Source organism: Streptomyces sp. YIM 130001, assembly GCF_003574445.1.
Lineage (GTDB): Bacteria > Actinomycetota > Actinomycetes > Streptomycetales > Streptomycetaceae > Streptomyces.
Map to the genome: position 1 here is coordinate 619,814 of NZ_KZ984548.1, position 15,446 is coordinate 635,259.

Below are 15,446 nucleotides of genomic sequence, written 5' to 3' on the forward strand. Positions count from 1 at the left end.
GCGATCGGCAAGGGCCGGCGCCGAAATGCCGCCGAAGTACCGTCGAAGCACGGGCCGAAGCGCGGCCAGGAGCAGTCGAAGAAGTGAGAAGCGGAGTGAACCGGCCATGCGTATCGGGGAGTTGAGCCGGAGGACCGGAGTGCCGGTCCCGACGATCAAGTACTACGTCCGCGAGGGGATGCTGCCGTCGGGCGAACTGACCCGCCCGAACCAGGCCAGTTACGGCGAGCCGCACGAGCGGCGCCTGAGGCTGATCCGTGCCCTGCTCGACGTCGGCGGCATGAAGGTGTCGGAGATTTCGGACGTGCTGCAGGTCATCGACGACGGCAACCGCCCGGTGCACAAGGTGCTCGGTGCCGCCACGGACGGCCTCGGTTCCGCCGGTGCCGGGCAGAACGACGCCGAGGCGGAGGCCGCGGATGCCGTGGTCGCGGACTTCATCGCCAAGCGCGGGTGGCGCGTGCACGAGTCGACCCCCGCCGTGGCCGAGCTGTCCAGGGCCCTCGCGGCCATGGACCGGCTGGGGCACGGGGCCTTCGTCGGTGCGCTCGACACCTATGCGGATGCCGCGGTGCGGGTGGCGGGCGCGGACCTCGCGTACGTCGACGCGCACACGGACGTGGAGAACATCGTGGAGAGCGCGGTCATCGCGACCGTCCTCGGCGAGGCGGTGTTCGGCGCGCTGCGCAGGCTTGCCCATGTGGATGCCTCTGCGCGGGTGTACGGAGAGCCTGCGGGGGACCGCGCGGGCGGATGACGGTGGAGGTGCCGGCCCCGCCGGCGGGCGGCGCCCGGGACGAGGGGACGGGTCACGGGCATGCACAGGACCCGAGAACCCTTCCCCTTCTAATCAATTTTGACTAGCGTGTTGCGTATGGCCGAAAAGACGATCCCCCTGCTCCCCTGCCAGACCATCCAGCCCGTCGTCGACTTCTACACGGCTCTCGGTTTCGAGGTGACCTTCCTGCAGAAGAGCCCCAATCCGTTCGCAGCTGTCGAACGAGGCGATATCGGGCTGCAGTTCTTCGGCATGAAGAGGTACGAGCCCAGCGCGTCGTACAGCACGTGCTATGTCCTCACGGATGACGTGGACGGGCTGTACGAGGCGTTCAGGGCGGGGCTCAAGGCCGCGTACGGGAAGATCCCGAGCCGGGGCATTCCGCGGATCGGGCCGCTCAAGGACATGTCCTACGGGGTGCGGCAGTTCCTGATGACCGACCCCGGGGGCAACTGCATCCGGGTCGGACAGCCCATCAGTGAGGACCTGCACCACCGGCCCGCCCCCAAGGAGACCTTCGCGCGAGCGCTGCACAACGCCACGCTCTTCGCCGACTCCAAGGAGGACCCGGCAGGTGCGGCGAAGATCATCGACCGGGCGCTCGGGCTCGAGGGCGAGCGGCCGACGCCCGTGCAGCTCGTACGCCTCCTCGTGCTGCGCGGCGACGTGGCCGGGCGCCTCGGTGACGAGGTGACGGCGGTGTCCACGCTGAAGAAGGCCGCCGCGGTCCAACTCACCGATGAGGAACGGCAGTCGGTCGGCGGCGACCTGGAGAGGCTGCAGGACCTGGCGGGTTCGGAGCCGAAGCCTGCGGTGTGACATCCGCGCCGGATCGTCGGCCCGCCGTTCGGAGCGGTCCTCGGCGCGCTGACCTCCATCTGGCCCTCCGGGCGCGTCGTGGCTGAGGGCCGGAGCTGTCGGCGTGGCCTCTTAGGGTGGCCCCATGCCGCTTGTCGAAGTGACCTACTCCTCCGATGTGTCCGAGCGAGAGCTCCGTGAACTCTCCTCGGTGCTGCCGCACTTGGTGTCCGTTGCGGTCGAGTGCCCGGAGGAGCCGTACGACGGGGATCTCGGGCCCGGGGATGTGGAGATCCGCTTCCGTGCGCTCGGACCGTTCGACCGCTCGGGTCTTGACGTGGTGATCGAGGTGCGGTCCAAGTGGTTCGCGAGCCGGGCCGACGACCGTCAGGAACGCACGGACGGCCTCCACGCCGCGATCGCGGACGCGACCGGTCTCGAGGACTTCGGGGTGTACCTGACGCTGCCGGTCGCGGCCTGGTCGCAGGGCGAGGACGACGAGGACGCCGAGGCCGACGACGAGAACGACGACCAGGACGACGACCAGGACGACGCCGAGGTCTGAACTGCCCCGGCCGGGGCGGCTGTCAGTGCCGGGGTGCATGATCGGTGCCGGTCGGGATTCGGCCGGTTCGGCGGAGAAGGGGGACGGCACGATGGCGGTCACGAACGAGCGGTTGGCGCAGGACGATCTGCTGCGCATGCTCTACGACGACTCGTACTTCCCGGACCATCTCGTCGACAAGGGCAAGGCGATCCTGCTGAGGCTGTGCGAGCGCATCGAGGCGGAGCGCCCCGCGGACCTGCCCGCGCTGTACGTGCTGACGCATGCGGCCACGGAGGAGTTCAACGCCCTGGAGGGTGAGTTCGACGAGGCGGGCAGCGAGCTGGAGACGACGGCCCGCGAGGAGATCGGCGAGGGGTTCTGGCTGGTGGCCCAGGCGTACGGCTTCGAGGACGCCGACGACGAGGAACTGACTGCCCCGCGCACCTGGTGAGCCGGGGCGGCGGAAGCGCCGCCCGCTACGGCAGGGCCTCGGGCCGCCGGCGGTCTACTGCGGGCCGTCGTTCACGTCCTCGGGGTACCAGCGAAGTTCGATCGTGTTCTTGTCGGGGTCGTGGATGTAGATCGACTGCGCGTCGCCCCGGGCTCCGAAGCGCCCCACCGGGCCGTCGAGCACGGTGAACGTGCCGGAGTCGATCACCTCGTGCCAGTCCAGCGGCTCCACGACCAGACAGATGTGGTCCACGTTCGACTCCGAGCGGGGATGCGCGAAGAAGTCGATGATCGTGCTCGCGTTGATCCGCACGGAGGGGAAGGGCACCTTGCCCGCGCGCCACTCCTCCACCCGCACCGGCTCCAGGCCGAGCGGGCCGCAGTAGAACTCCAGGGCCCGCTCGACGTCCTGCACATTGAGCACCAGGTGGTCGAAGTCCTTGATCCGTACGCCCATGGCCGTGTCCTCCGTAGTCGAGTGAGTCATCAAGCTAGACCGGTCCTCGGACGGAAACTCATCGCCACCTGTGCAAGGGGGCCACGCGTCAGACGTCCCACACCCCCCGGGCCGCGGTCTCGCGGGCGAAGTCCGCGAAGTCCTTCGGCTTGCGGCCGATCGCTTCCTCGACGCCGTGCACCAGGTGTGCGTTGCGGCCGTCGAGGACGGTCTCGAAGAGGTCGGCGAAGTCCTCGGGCAGCCCGTGCTCGGCCAGCGCCGCCCGGTACTCGTCCTTGCTCACCGGCACGTACCGGATGTCGCGGCCGGTGGCCCGGCTCAACTCCTCGGCCACCTCGCCGAATCCGAGCAGCCGCGGCCCGGACACCTCGTACGTCCGGCCGATGTGCCGGATGTCGGTCAGCGCGGCCACCACCACGTCGGCGATGTCGTCCGCGTCGACGAAGGCCTCCACGGCCTGCCCGGTCGGCAGTGCGAGCTCACCGGCCAGTACGGGGTCCACGAAGAAGCCTTCGTCGAAGTTCTGGTGGAAGAAGCTGGACCGGACGACCGTCCAGTCGGCGCCTGACGATTTGAGGGCGTTCTCGCTGAGCACCGCACCCTCCTCGCCGCGGCCGGACAGCAGGACGAGACGGCTCGCCCCCTTGGCCACGGCGAGCTTCGAGAGCGCGCCGATGTGCTCGGCGGCGCCCGGGAAGGCCAGGTCGGGGTAGTAGGTGACGTAGACGGAGCCCACGCCGTCGAGGGCGGCCTCCCAGGTGCGGGAGTCCTCCCAGTCGAAGGCCGGTGCACCGGAGCGCGAACCGACCCGTACGGGCAGACCGCGAGCGCGCAGCCGCTCGACGACACGGCGACCGGTCTTGCCGGTGCCGCCGATGACGAGGGTGGTGCCCTCGGGGGTGGCCTGCCGGCCACGATTCCGCGTGCGGTCGTACTGCGAGTTCGGTATGTGCTGCGTGTTCTGCGTACTTTGCGTGTTCTGTGCGTTCTGGGTGTTCTGTGCGTTCTGGGTGTTTGTCATGCCCGTCAGTCAACTGCGCGGGCCCGGGCCGGAACATCGCTGTGACGCTCGACCCCATAAGCGATCGTCCACGGTGTCGGCGGGCCGCTCCTGCCGCTCTCAGTCGGACGGGTCCCCCTGGTAGCCGTCCGCCGCCGCACTGGTCCGATAGCTCCGTACGCGGAGTAGGTCTCGGGGTGCCCGGTGCGCGAGAGGGGCGGCAGGGCAGCAGCTCACGCGGCGTTCGGCGCGGATCTGGCAGAAGGGACGCTTCGGCAGGCGTGGGCCCAGGCCACGGGGCTTTGGAACCGGAGTTGGGCCCCGGGGCCCATCCTCTCGAGGTGGTCCGAACCGTAGCTTCCTCTTCATCACAGTCATCACCTGCGTCCGCGAGGCCGGGTCGGGGCGAGGGGGATGGGCATGCCGCGCAAGGCGGACGGACGGGACATCGGCGCCGGTACGGGGGGCGCCGAAGTCACGACGTCGAGGAGCGGCCCCGGCGGCCGGGCACTCCGGCGGCACACACCGAAGCGGTACGCGCGGCGGAGGTTCGCCCCTGACCAGGGCGTGAGCACCATCGAACTGGCCGGCGTACTCGTCGTGGTGGCCGCGATCGTGGTGGCCGTCAGCGGGCTCGGCCTGGCCGGAACCGTGGCCGACAGGGTGAGCTGTGCCGTCAGCAGCATCGTCGGGGAGGGCGGTGGCAACTGCGGCAGCTCATCGGACGAGGCCGACGACAAGAAGACGGACGAGGACTACCGCCCGGACCGCTGCAAGGTCAGCGCCCACACCGAGACCGTGAGCAACGAGGCGAAGATCCTCTGGTTCACGGTCGGCGACAAGTTCGACTTCAAGATGGAAGAGTTCAACGTCGAGGACGCGAACGGCAACGTCTCGAAGAAGTACCACATGACGTTCGTCAACGGAGACAGTGCGGGCGCCGAGTTCAAGGCCGGCGGCGGCGCGAAGGCCGGCGGCGAGGACGCGGAGGCGGGGGCCAAGGCCAGCGTCAGCATCGGCGGAGACGTCGAGATCTCCCAGGGCAACACCTGGGTCTTCGACAGCGAGGAGGAGGCGCTCAGCTTCCGCGACGACCTCCAGCGGCTGCACGAGGCCGAGGAGAGCGCCTGGACGAAGCCGGGCTGGAAGCTCATCCGCGACGGCTGGCGCGAGCACGTGTCGAAGTCCAACCCGGAGCTGCGCGACCGGATCAGCAAGAGCATGGAGCTGAACCAGATCGACTTCCGCTCCGTCGAGCTGAGCGCGGGCGTCGAGGGCAACCTCGCGGGACCGGCGGTCGGCGACGACATCGAGGTCGGCGCGAGCGGCAGCATCGACGTCGCCGGCAAGATGACCGTCACCGACGACCACATCAAGAACACCACGACGGAGACCTACGGCTTCAGCCTCGAGGGGGAGTTGCAGGCGGAGATCGACGCCGGTGTGGCCAACGCCGGTGCGTACGCCGGGCAGAAGCGCAACGGTGCGATCGGTGTCACCCGCGACGCGGACTCCAACGAGCTCCAGAAGATCACCATCACCCGGACCGTCGACACCAAGGCCGGCGCCGAGGCGGGCGTCGGTGCCGAGGGTGACAAGAAGGGCCCGGACGGCGAGAAGGACTCGGGCTCCACGAGTGTCGGCGGCCAGATCGGCGACACCGAGGTGGTCACCACCACCCTGGACATTCCCAAGGGCCCCGAGGGCGACGAGATGCGGAAGACCGCGGAGGACTGGCTGAACGACCCGTCGAACGCCGCCAAGCCCTTCGAGACCGCGTTCATGGACCCGTCGCCCACCGAGCGGCCGAAGGACGCGAACGACAAGTTCGGCAACCTCCTCTTCGAGGAGGCGGAGAGCAGCAAGGTCACCTACGACTCCGTCGAGAGCAAGGACGACTTCGGCTTCGAGCTCAACGTCATGGCGAGCCTCGGCTACAACCGGACGATGACGGAGACCGACGCCAAGATCCGTACCGGCGACTACCTGGGCGCCCCCGCACCCGAGGGCGACAGCCGCCGCTACATCCCGAACCAGCTCTGCGAAGGATGACCGGCATGGCCCGGCTGCCGTCCCGGCCATCGGGTACGGCACCGGGCCTCCAGAGCGGCGGACTCACCGTTTACGCCCCCCAGGTGGGTCTGCCTTCCGCGGCGGTCCGCTCCCCCCATGGCGGGCCGCCGCCCACAATCCGGTGACGGCTTACGATCCACACCCACGACCCTGGCCCGCGAACCCCGCCCCGTACGAGTCACACCGTGCACGACCTCGATGTCCCCGAGCCCCTCGAGAGCCTGAGAGCCTTGAGCCCCGAGGAACATGAGCACCATGAGCCCGAGAGGAACCCCCATGAGGAGCACCATCGCCCGCACCCTCACGGCCGCCGCGACCGTCGCCGCGGTCGCTCTGACCGGTGGCTGCGGCAGCGACGAGGGCGCATCCGGCGGCTCGGGCTCCGGCTCGGGCGAGGGTGACGGATCGGCGCTGACCGCGGGCAGTGTGTCCGTCGCGGTGCCCGACGGCTGGGAGAAGACCGAGCCGGGCAAGGACATCGACGCGATGGCCGAACTCCGCGACGGCGAGGACACGGTGGGCCGTATCTCGGTGCGGCGCGACTTCTCGACCGCGAGCACGGTCAAGTTCGCCGCCGCGGACGCGGCCCGTACGTACATCTTCGGCAGCGCCACCGACAAGGTGGGCGACGTGAAGCTGGACGGGGCGCCGGGCGACGCACGCCGCAACGACTACCCGCTGCGGGAGTCGCCGGGCGGCGACAAGCTCGCGCCCAAGGGCGCCATGGTCGCCGGCACCGACATCGTCGGCACCGAGGAGGAGAAGTCCTTCTTCCTCGTACGCATCAACTACGTGGAGGGCGAGCTCACCGCCGCCCAGGTCGACGAGATCATCGACTCGGTACAGGTGTCGGACGGCTGACCGCCTCCTGCACACGCGTCGGCCGGCCCGGTGAGGACATGTCCTCACCGGGCCGGCCGGTGTTCTCCGGCCGGCTCGGCGCCCGGTCCGGCGCCGGGTCCAGCCGCGGGGGGACGTGCTCCGGAATGCGTTGGACGCCCGTGGACCGCGGTGGCACGATCGCGGGATGTCCCCGAAACGCCCGGCCGGTCCCGGTTCCGACCCCACTCCCGACTTCGAGGCACTGGTCGCCGAGGCCCTGGCGGAGCCGACCGAGGGCTGGGACTTCTCCTGGTTCGAGGGCCGTGCCACCGAGCAGCGGCCGTCGTGGGGCTACCAGCGACGGATGGGGGAGCGGATGGCCGGTGCCTCGGCCGCCCTCGACATCCAGACCGGCGGCGGCGAGGTGCTCGCCGGTGTGCCCGCCCGCCCGCCGCTGTGCGTGGCCACCGAGGCCTGGCCGCCGAACGTGGCCAAGGCCACCGCACTGCTCCACCCCCTCGGCACGGCCGTGGTGGCAGCCCCCGACGAGCCGCCGCTGCCGTTCGCCGACGGCGCCTTCGACCTGGTCGTGAGCCGGCACCCGGTGCGCCCGTACTTCGACGAGATCGCCCGCGTACTGGCCCCCGGCGGCACGTACTTCGCCCAACACGTGGGCCCGGCCAGCGTCTTCGAACTCGTCGAGTACTTCCTCGGCCCGCAGCCCGACGACGTGCGCAACGGCCGGCACCCGGACGCAGAGCGTGCCGAGGCCGAGGCGGCCGGCCTGCGGATCGTCGACGTGACGACGGAGCGGCTGCGCATCGAGTTCCACGACATCGGCGCCGTCGTCCACTTCCTGCGCAAGGTGGTCTGGATGGTCCCCGGATTCACGGTCGACGCCTACCGCGACCGGTTGCGGACGCTGCACGAACTCATCGTCGCCGAGGGCTCGTTCGTCGCCCACAGCTCCCGCACCCTCTTCGAGGCGGCGAAGCCGCGCTGACCCTCAGCTCACGGCCGGCAGCCCGAGCGCCTCGCGCACGAAAGCGACGCGTTCCCGCACCGTAACCCGGGGGACGTGCACCAGGTCGTAGCCGAACTCCGGATACGCCGTCTCCATCGCCTCACAGGTGCGCACCGCGAGCCCGTAACTCTGCTTGCGCTCGGCGTCCTGTTCGTAGATCTCCGGCCACGGCGGCGTCACGAACACCAGCCGGTGGTAACGGAACTTCCGTGCCGCGGCCGTCACATGCGCCGGCACCGGCAGGCCTTCGAGCCGCAGATAGCCGACCAGGTCGGGTACCCCGCGATCGCACACCACGGGCCCGCCACCGCGCGGCGCCGAACGGTGCGTACGCAACTCCTGGGCCAGCATCAACTCGGCGAACAGTGCCCGGTCCTGCCACGGCAACGCCCGTCCACCGACCGCCAGTTGATCCTGGATGATCGCCCGCCCCGCCTCCTCGGTACGGGCGAGCCCGGTCCGCTCGAGGGCATCGACCAGGGTGGTCTTCCCGGACCCCGGGCCGCCGGTGACGATCACGAGTTCGCTGCCGTCGATCACCATGGGTTCCGCCCCGTCCGCACTGCCCCGTCCCTCAGGCATGGGCACCCGCCGTCAGGCCGTCGGTCACGACCGCCGCGTCTCCGGGCGGGCCGGAATCCGACGACGGCGTCCCGCTCGGGCCCTGCCGATCGAGGTGCCGGGCGTACGCGGCGGTCCAGCTGACACGGAGAGTCATCGGTCACGGCCTCCGGAGGTGGTGAGGGACAGGACAGGGGCGGTACGGGCGGGACGCCCCGGGTGCCGGCCGGGGCCGGAAGGGCGGTGCTGGGAGTGAAGGTACGGGAGCGGCCCGGAGGGGCGCCGGTGAGATTCCGGCCACAGGGCACGGTGGTCACCAATCCGCGTAACTCACCACATAATCCCGTCAAAACGGGCAAATGGTCTCAGTTGATTCCGCATCGTTATGCGGATCCAGTGAATCAGGTGTGAGTGTGACGTAAGTTCGATTCCTGGCTGAATCACGTCGGTACGCCGACGTGACCCGGCACCGCGCAGTGGAGGGGACCGCGCGGTGCCGTGGGGCCGCCCCCTCCACTCTCGGTGACGTTCTGTCACTGGCGGGGGAGGTGGTGCAGCCCGGGCCCGAGTGGCCCGTGAGGCGTCTTTCCGCCGGTGGGCGGCCCTTTCGCGAGATGTTGGGCCCCCGGGCTCATGTGACTGGGCCCACTCCTTCCGTACGTTCCGTACATGGGCTACGGAGACAGCGGGACGGTCAGGTCCGGTCGAGGGAACCGGGGTGCGGGCCGATCCGGACAAGGGACGCGACGGGCGGGACCGCTCGCCGCGCTGCTCGCGCTCGTCAGGGCATGGGTTGCGGGATGCGTCACGCTGGCGCTCGTCCTCTACTTCCGGGACCTGTACCTGCAGGAGCCCTTGGTCGACCAGACCGAACTCGGCTCCCTGGCCTGGCGCATGCTCGTCCTCTACCTGCCGACCGCCGCCGCCTGCGCTCTGGTCACCCTGGTCGCCGCGCGCCTGCACCCCGAGCCGTTCCGCAACTCTCCCGTGCAGCACCTGCTCGCCGCGATGACGGTGCCGCTCGGCGCCTTCGCCGTGAACTTCACGTACCTGTGGGAGGACGCGGTCGCCGAGGGCATCCTCTTCGCCAGCCTCGCCGTGGCCGTCGGCTGCTTCGCCGCCGTCGTCGTCGACGTGAGCATCGATCGACGCGACCAGGGGCCCCAGTAGGCCGCACCGGACCGACTAGAGCGGCTCCCGGCCGATCGCGACCCGAGCCCCCGCCCGCACACCCCACTCGGCCATCCGCCCCGCCTCCGCCTCGAGTGCGTGACGGGCGCCAAGTCGCGGCGCCCCGATCCGCCCCGGCCGCATGGTGCGGACCGCGAGCACCCTCAACTCCCGGTCCAGATAGGCCACATCGATGGCGAATCGCATCCGCACCGTGTGCACGGACGACGCGGGGGACAGCAGCAGCGCCCCGTCGATCCCGTCCCGCCCGAGCAGCCCGCGCTGCCGGGCCCGTGCGGAGTCCGCGATCTCCAGCGCGACCACAGTGCCCGCTCCACCTGCCCCGTCGAGGACCGTCAGCGTCGCCATGCCCGGACAGTACCCCCGGCCGGCCGCGCAGAGGTTGGGTCCCCGGACCCATGACCCGAGGTACCGGTGCGCATAGGGTCGCCGGGTGTTCGCACTTCTGATAGCCGCATCCGTCGCCTACGGGGCCCTGGCCGGACTTCTGCTGCCCCGGGTCGCGTACCGCTTCTCGGTGCGCTCCGGCCAGCCGTGGCGCTCCACCTGCCCGCAGGGCCACGAGCTGACCGGCCCCGCGCGCGCCTGGCTGGGCACGGCCCGCTGCCGCGCCTGCGCCACGGACGGTGCCCCGGCGCCCGCCGCCACCGTCCCGGCCACCGTGCCGGACACCCCCCGCACCGCCGACGCGGGCAGGGTCACCGGCACCGACGCGGACCCGGACGCGAGCCCCGACGGGCCGACGATCCCCGAGCCCGCGCGCCGGGACGAGGACGCCACCGACCCGGCGGAGGAGACCACTTCACAGGACGACTCCGAGGACGACGAGGCCCCCGAGGCCGTCGCCCCGGTCAACAGCCGCGCCACAGCACCCTGGTTCGGCCCGCGCACCCCCGTGGTCGCCGTGGTCACCGCGCTGCTCTGCGCGGCCCTCGCCGCGAGTTCCGGGCTGCGCCCCGAGACGCCCGCCTTCCTGCTCCTGCTGCCGCTCGGCATCCTGCTCGCCGTCATCGACGCCACGGTCCACCGGCTGCCCGACATGCTCACCCTGCCCGCCGCGGGTGCGGGCGCCGTCCTGCTCGGGTTCGCCGCCCTCGGCGACGCCGCGGCCGGCTCCTGGGCCACCGCCCTGCTCGGCGGACTCGCCCTGGGCGCCGCCTACTTCATCCTCTTCCTGATCCACCCGAGCGGCCTCGGCTTCGGCGACGTCAAGCTGGCGCTCGTACTCGGTGTAACTCTTGGGTGGTACGGCTGGGACACCGTCACGAGGGGCTTCGTGCTCGGCATCTTCTACGGCGGCGCCTACGCGTTCGCACTGCTGTCGTCCAAGCGGGCGGGGCGTCGTACGGCGATGCCGCTGGGCCCGAGCATGCTGGCCGGATCCTTCACCGCGCTGTTGCTCGGCGGTCTCGGAGTGTAATTACGCCACGCCGATGCACACGTCATCGCTCACGAAGGGTTATGGTGGAAACCCCCCCTCGGGCCGGTCCGTATCCCCCCCACGGACCGGCCCGTTTTTTCTTGCCCGTTCTCCCGCGCCGTCCGGCCCGGCGAGCGCACCCCGTTCCCCGGCTTTCTCCCAGGTCCGACGCATGCCCGGCCGCCGTTGCGTGCCGAGCCCGGCCCCGTACGCCGTGCAATTCCCTTGACGACAGCGGCTCGTGACGGGCCGCGCCGCGCAGCCGGACCACCTCGGGCGGCCCGGCTGCGGGCAGTGCGTCAGTTCCGCCCGGCCCAGATGTTCGTGCCCGGCGTCGACACCGCGAAGGTGTCGATCTCCGTCAGCTCCTCGGCCGTGAGCTTCGGCGCATCGAGCGCCGCGACGTTCTCCTCGAGCTGACGGACGCTGGACGCCCCGATCAGCGCCGAGGTCATCCGCTCGTCCCGCAGCACCCAGGTGAGCGCCAGCTGGGCCAGGGACTGGCCGCGCCGCTGGGCGATGTCGTTCAGACCGTTGAGGCGCCGCACCACCTCGTCCGAAAGCAGGTCCGGGTTCAGGGACTTGCCCTGCGTGGCCCGCGAGCCCTCCGGGATCCCCTTCAGGTACTTGCCGGTGAGCAGTCCCTGGGCGAGCGGCACGAAGGAGATGCAGCCCATGCCCTCCGCCTCCAGGGCGTCGAGCAGCCCGTCGTCCTCGGTCCAGCGGTTGATCATCGAGTACGAGGGCTGGTGGATCAGGGGCCGTACCCCCATCTCCTTCAGCAGCCGGGACGCCTCACGCGTCTGCTCCGCGTTGTACGAGGAGACACCCACGTAGAGCGCCTTGCCCTGCTGGACGGCGGACGCGAGCGCGCCCATCGTCTCCTCGAGCGGCGTGTTCGGGTCGAAACGGTGCGAGTAGAAGATGTCGACGTAATCCGTCCCCATCCGCTTCAGGGACGCGTCGAGCGAGGAGAGCAGGTACTTGCGCGAACCCCACTCGCCGTACGGGCCGGGGTGCATGAGGTAGCCGGCCTTGGTCGACAGGAGCAGCTCGTCGCGGTACGGGGCGAAATCCTGCCGGAGCAGCTTGCCGAAGTTCAGCTCGGCGGAGCCGGGCGGCGGGCCGTAGTTGTTCGCCAGGTCGAAGTGCGTGACCCCGAGGTCGAAGGCGCGGCGCAGAATGGCCCGCTGCGAGTCGAGTGCGCGGTCGTCGCCGAAGTTGTGCCACAGGCCGAGCGAGACGGCGGGCAGTTTCAGGCCACTGCGACCGGAGCGGCGGTACTCCATGGAGTCATAGCGGTCCGCGGATGCGCGGTACAAAGAGGCGTCGTTCATGTGACGAAGCTACGTCAGGGCCACCCGTACCTGTGGTCCCGGTTCCCTGACCCGCAGCGGTAGTGTGTCGGCCCTGAGGGTGTCAGGCAGGCCCCCGCGCGGCGCCAGGCAGGCACCGCACCGGGCTCTGCGGACGCCCGCTGGACACTGCCGGCCCGTCGTCGATCCGTGTGACCACCGGGTTCGACCGCCGGACTGCCGTCTGCACAGAGGGGCTGAAGAGAGTGAACCTGCGCGACCTGGTCTACCGGCTCTACGCACGCCGGGTGGAAGGCCGCCTCGACACCGCTTCCGTGCCCAAGCACATCGGTGTGATCATGGACGGCAACCGCCGCTGGGCCCGTGCCTCCGGCAGCACGGCGGCCCACGGCCACCGTGCCGGTGCGGACAAGATCGGGGAGTTCCTCGGCTGGTGCACCGAGACCGATGTCGAGGTCGTCACACTCTGGCTGCTCTCCACGGACAACTTCGACCGTCCGCAGGAGGAGCTGGTCCCGCTCCTGGAGATCGTCGAGGGCGTGGTGCGCACGCTGTCCTCCGACGGCCGCTGGCGCGTCCGCCACGTCGGCACGCTCGACCTGCTGCCGGCGCCGATGCAGAACGCGCTCAAGGAGGCCGAGGAGACCACGGCCGACGTCGACGGAATAGTGGTGAACGTCGCGGTCGGCTACGGCGGCCGTCAGGAGATCGCCGACGCCGTGCGCTCGATGCTCCACGCCCACGCCGAGCAGGGCACCAGCCTGGAGAGCCTCGCCGACATCGTCGACATCGACATGATCGGCAGCCACCTCTACGCGAGCGACCAGCCGGATCCCGACCTCGTCATCCGCACCAGCGGTGAGCAGCGGCTGTCCGGCTTCATGCTCTGGCAGACGGCCCACGCCGAGTACTACTTCTGTGAAGTCTTCTGGCCCGCATTCCGCAAGGTCGACTTCCTGCGCGCGCTGCGCGACTACGCGGCCCGTCACCGGCGTTACGGCGCCTGATTCCGCCCCTCTCCACGGGCGCGGCCGGCATCCCCGAGCGGGCGGCTCGCGCACCCCGGTGACAACCGTCACCCCGATTTCACTCACCCGCCGTGACAAGCGGTGGCATGGCTTCGGGTGTTCGAGGGAATATCCCTTCCAGATCGGCGCCCCGCGCCAAGGGGCTCCGCATCTCAGCGGACGGTACGTGACCGTCCGCCCGGGAGGCCCCTTGCACCAGATGGACCGTACCCAGTACGGACCCGCGGAGGGCCGGAGCTCGGCCCGCGCATGGGCGCCAGAGCCCGGTCCAGTCCCCCGCGACGCCGTCGCTCCCCGACCTCATCCGAGGGGGTACGTCCTTCCGTGGTGACCAGCACTAAGCGCCGCATGCCCGACAGGCGCACCTATGTTCTCGACACCAGCGTCCTGCTCGCCGACCCGGGCGCTCTGGCCCGATTCGACGAGCACGAAGTGGTGCTCCCCGTCGTCGTGATCACGGAGCTGGAGGCCAAGAGGCAGCATCCCGAACTCGGCTATTTCGCCCGGCAGGCGCTGCGTCTGCTCGACGACTACCGCGTCCGGTACGGCCGTCTCGACGCCCCCATCCCACTCGGCGACCTGGGCGGCACGCTGCGCGTCGAGCTCAACCACTCCGATCCCGGCGTGCTTCCGGCCGGCTATCGAATGGGGGACAACGACTCACGGATCCTCGCGGTCGCCCGCAATCTGCAGGCGGAGGGGTACGACGTCACGGTCGTCTCCAAGGATCTGCCGCTCAGGATCAAGGCCTCGTCCGTCGGCCTGCTCGCCGAGGAGTACCGCGCCGAGCTGGCCATCACGGACTCCGGCTGGACCGGAATGTCCGAACTCACGCTCTCCGGCGAGCAGGTGGACCTGCTCTTCGAGCAGGGATCCATCCTGGCGCCCGAGGCGGCCGAGCTGCCCGTGCACACCGGGCTGACCCTGCACTCCGAGCGCGGCAAGGCACTCGGCCGCGTCACGCCGGACGGCGAGGTGCGGCTGGTGCGCGGCGACCGCGAGGTGTTCGGCCTCAAGGGCCGCAGCGCCGAGCAGCGCATCGCGCTCGACCTGCTCCTCGACCCCGAGATCGGGATCCTGTCGATGGGCGGCCGGGCCGGCACCGGCAAGTCGGCGCTCGCGCTGTGCGCGGGACTCGACGCCGTACTGGAGCGCAGGCAGCACAGCAAGGTGATGGTCTTCCGGCCGCTGTACGCGGTCGGGGGACAGGAACTCGGTTATCTGCCGGGCTCCGAGGCCGAGAAGATGGGCCCCTGGGCGCAGGCGGTCTTCGACACCCTGTCCGCGGTGACGAGCCGTGAGGTGATCGAGGAGGTGGTGGGGCGCGGCATGCTCGAGGTGCTGCCGCTCACTCACATCAGGGGCCGGTCGCTGCATGACGCGTTCGTCATCGTCGACGAGGCCCAGTCCCTGGAACGGAACGTCCTGCTGACCGTTCTGTCCAGGATCGGGGCGAATTCCCGCGTTGTGCTCACGCATGATGTGGCGCAGCGGGACAACCTCCGGGTCGGCCGCTACGACGGAGTCGTCGCCGTGGTCGAGAAACTGAAGGGGCATCCGCTCTTCGCGCATGTCACGCTCACGCGCTCGGAGCGTTCGCAGATTGCGGCCCTGGTGACCGAAATGCTCGAGGACGGCCATATCTGAGCCGTAAGGCCCGGGGTGCAAAGGGTGCCCCATTTACCCCAGTTGGCCGAAACATGCGCCGCCCGGCAAAGGCGAAGAGCCTAGCCGGGCGGCGTTGTGACACGCGCGCATTTCCTCAAAACTCCTGGGGCAAACGGGGTGTGAGCTTTAACACGCAACGCAGAATTGCCTCGGGGCGTCCGCTTCCGGCAGAGTCTGGGTCCTGTCAGGCCCCGCATGCGGCACAAGGGCACCCCCTGGGGGCGCCTCCCAGGCGTTCAGCGCTGGGGGAGGTGCAGCACCACACAAACTTCACAGCGAAGCCGCATGCCACCCGAGCTCCAAGAGGCCACCC

Annotated in this window: 16 protein-coding genes; 11 read left to right on the forward strand and 5 right to left on the reverse strand. The window is 70.3% G+C overall.

Annotated features, from left to right (window positions below; genetic code table 11):
- Window positions 1-106 precede the first annotated feature (106 nt).
- The 4 genes from DSC45_RS02935 (at window position 107) to DSC45_RS02950 (ending at window position 2,574) form a co-directional block, all read left to right on the forward strand.
- Complete coding sequence (locus tag DSC45_RS02935; protein WP_162929099.1) at window positions 107-757, forward strand: MerR family transcriptional regulator; 651 nt, start codon at window positions 107-109, stop codon at window positions 755-757.
- 117 nt (window positions 758-874) lie between these two features.
- The gene (locus DSC45_RS02940) at window positions 875-1,597 is read left to right on the forward strand and encodes a bleomycin resistance protein (RefSeq protein ID WP_119286665.1); all 723 of its coding nucleotides are present in this window, start codon (window positions 875-877) and stop codon (window positions 1,595-1,597) included.
- Window positions 1,598-1,721: 124 nt separating this feature from the next.
- Window positions 1,722-2,141: a hypothetical protein gene (locus DSC45_RS02945; RefSeq protein WP_240434352.1), complete on the forward strand. Its 420-nt coding sequence runs from the start codon at window positions 1,722-1,724 to the stop codon at window positions 2,139-2,141.
- Window positions 2,142-2,232: 91 nt separating this feature from the next.
- Window positions 2,233-2,574, forward strand: coding sequence for a DUF5713 family protein (locus tag DSC45_RS02950; protein WP_119286882.1), 342 nt, complete (start codon window positions 2,233-2,235; stop codon window positions 2,572-2,574).
- A gap of 54 nt (window positions 2,575-2,628) precedes the next feature.
- On the opposite strand, the gene DSC45_RS02955 is transcribed toward DSC45_RS02950, so the two are convergent.
- Both DSC45_RS02955 and DSC45_RS02960 read right to left on the reverse strand, forming a co-directional pair.
- Complete coding sequence (locus DSC45_RS02955) at window positions 2,629-3,060, reverse strand: VOC family protein (protein WP_240434353.1); 432 nt, start codon at window positions 3,058-3,060, stop codon at window positions 2,629-2,631.
- 58 nt (window positions 3,061-3,118) lie between these two features.
- On the reverse strand, window positions 3,119-4,051 hold the full coding sequence (locus tag DSC45_RS02960) for a Rossmann-fold NAD(P)-binding domain-containing protein (protein WP_119286669.1): 933 nt from the start codon (window positions 4,049-4,051) through the stop codon (window positions 3,119-3,121).
- A gap of 399 nt (window positions 4,052-4,450) precedes the next feature.
- On the opposite strand from DSC45_RS02960, the gene DSC45_RS02965 reads away from it, so the two are divergent.
- From DSC45_RS02965 to DSC45_RS02980, 3 genes are all read left to right on the forward strand, one after another.
- Window positions 4,451-6,082: a hypothetical protein gene (locus DSC45_RS02965; RefSeq protein WP_162929100.1), complete on the forward strand. Its 1,632-nt coding sequence runs from the start codon at window positions 4,451-4,453 to the stop codon at window positions 6,080-6,082.
- A gap of 297 nt (window positions 6,083-6,379) precedes the next feature.
- The gene (locus DSC45_RS02975) at window positions 6,380-6,964 is read left to right on the forward strand and encodes a hypothetical protein (protein WP_162929101.1); all 585 of its coding nucleotides are present in this window, start codon (window positions 6,380-6,382) and stop codon (window positions 6,962-6,964) included.
- A gap of 166 nt (window positions 6,965-7,130) precedes the next feature.
- Window positions 7,131-7,928, forward strand: coding sequence for a class I SAM-dependent methyltransferase (locus tag DSC45_RS02980; RefSeq protein WP_119286677.1), 798 nt, complete (start codon window positions 7,131-7,133; stop codon window positions 7,926-7,928).
- 3 nt (window positions 7,929-7,931) lie between these two features.
- Here the strand turns inward: DSC45_RS02980 and DSC45_RS02985 are convergent, their stop codons facing one another.
- Window positions 7,932-8,531 carry an AAA family ATPase gene (locus DSC45_RS02985; protein WP_162929102.1) on the reverse strand — a complete coding sequence of 200 codons (600 nt, stop codon included), beginning with the start codon at window positions 8,529-8,531 and terminating at the stop codon, window positions 7,932-7,934.
- A 648-nt stretch (window positions 8,532-9,179) separates the two neighbouring features.
- Between DSC45_RS02985 and DSC45_RS35605 the strand changes: the two genes are divergently transcribed.
- On the forward strand, window positions 9,180-9,680 hold the full coding sequence (locus tag DSC45_RS35605) for a hypothetical protein (protein ID WP_162929103.1): 501 nt from the start codon (window positions 9,180-9,182) through the stop codon (window positions 9,678-9,680).
- 15 nt (window positions 9,681-9,695) lie between these two features.
- Here DSC45_RS35605 and DSC45_RS02995 read toward each other — a convergent pair whose 3' ends face one another.
- Complete coding sequence (locus DSC45_RS02995; protein WP_119286682.1) at window positions 9,696-10,049, reverse strand: DUF192 domain-containing protein; 354 nt, start codon at window positions 10,047-10,049, stop codon at window positions 9,696-9,698.
- Between the two features lie 85 nt (window positions 10,050-10,134).
- Between DSC45_RS02995 and DSC45_RS03000 the strand changes: the two genes are divergently transcribed.
- Window positions 10,135-11,121 (forward strand): prepilin peptidase, encoded by a 987-nt coding sequence (locus DSC45_RS03000; RefSeq protein ID WP_119286684.1) that lies wholly within the window; start codon window positions 10,135-10,137, stop codon window positions 11,119-11,121.
- A 299-nt stretch (window positions 11,122-11,420) separates the two neighbouring features.
- Here the strand turns inward: DSC45_RS03000 and mgrA are convergent, their stop codons facing one another.
- The gene (gene mgrA / locus DSC45_RS03005; RefSeq protein WP_119286685.1) at window positions 11,421-12,458 is read right to left on the reverse strand and encodes an L-glyceraldehyde 3-phosphate reductase; all 1,038 of its coding nucleotides are present in this window, start codon (window positions 12,456-12,458) and stop codon (window positions 11,421-11,423) included.
- Window positions 12,459-12,682: 224 nt separating this feature from the next.
- Between mgrA and DSC45_RS03010 the strand changes: the two genes are divergently transcribed.
- Window positions 12,683-13,444: an isoprenyl transferase gene (locus tag DSC45_RS03010; RefSeq protein WP_119286884.1), complete on the forward strand. Its 762-nt coding sequence runs from the start codon at window positions 12,683-12,685 to the stop codon at window positions 13,442-13,444.
- A gap of 345 nt (window positions 13,445-13,789) precedes the next feature.
- Window positions 13,790-15,112: an RNA 5'-3' helicase PhoH2 gene (locus DSC45_RS03015; RefSeq protein ID WP_119286687.1), complete on the forward strand. Its 1,323-nt coding sequence runs from the start codon at window positions 13,790-13,792 to the stop codon at window positions 15,110-15,112.
- Window positions 15,113-15,446 lie beyond the last annotated feature (334 nt).

Coding starts and splice junctions, on each gene's coding strand:
- DSC45_RS02935 (WP_162929099.1), top strand. CDS start 107: ATGCGTATCGGGGAGTTGAGCCGGAGGACCGGAGTGCCGGTCCCGACG.
- DSC45_RS02940 (WP_119286665.1), top strand. CDS start 875: ATGGCCGAAAAGACGATCCCCCTGCTCCCCTGCCAGACCATCCAGCCC.
- DSC45_RS02945 (WP_240434352.1), top strand. CDS start 1,722: ATGCCGCTTGTCGAAGTGACCTACTCCTCCGATGTGTCCGAGCGAGAG.
- DSC45_RS02950 (WP_119286882.1), top strand. CDS start 2,233: ATGGCGGTCACGAACGAGCGGTTGGCGCAGGACGATCTGCTGCGCATG.
- DSC45_RS02955 (WP_240434353.1), bottom strand. CDS start 3,060: ATGACTCACTCGACTACGGAGGACACGGCCATGGGCGTACGGATCAAG.
- DSC45_RS02960 (WP_119286669.1), bottom strand. CDS start 4,051: ATGACAAACACCCAGAACGCACAGAACACCCAGAACGCACAGAACACG.
- DSC45_RS02965 (WP_162929100.1), top strand. CDS start 4,451: ATGCCGCGCAAGGCGGACGGACGGGACATCGGCGCCGGTACGGGGGGC.
- DSC45_RS02975 (WP_162929101.1), top strand. CDS start 6,380: ATGAGGAGCACCATCGCCCGCACCCTCACGGCCGCCGCGACCGTCGCC.
- DSC45_RS02980 (WP_119286677.1), top strand. CDS start 7,131: ATGTCCCCGAAACGCCCGGCCGGTCCCGGTTCCGACCCCACTCCCGAC.
- DSC45_RS02985 (WP_162929102.1), bottom strand. CDS start 8,531: ATGCCTGAGGGACGGGGCAGTGCGGACGGGGCGGAACCCATGGTGATC.
- DSC45_RS35605 (WP_162929103.1), top strand. CDS start 9,180: ATGGGCTACGGAGACAGCGGGACGGTCAGGTCCGGTCGAGGGAACCGG.
- DSC45_RS02995 (WP_119286682.1), bottom strand. CDS start 10,049: ATGGCGACGCTGACGGTCCTCGACGGGGCAGGTGGAGCGGGCACTGTG.
- mgrA (WP_119286685.1), bottom strand. CDS start 12,458: ATGAACGACGCCTCTTTGTACCGCGCATCCGCGGACCGCTATGACTCC.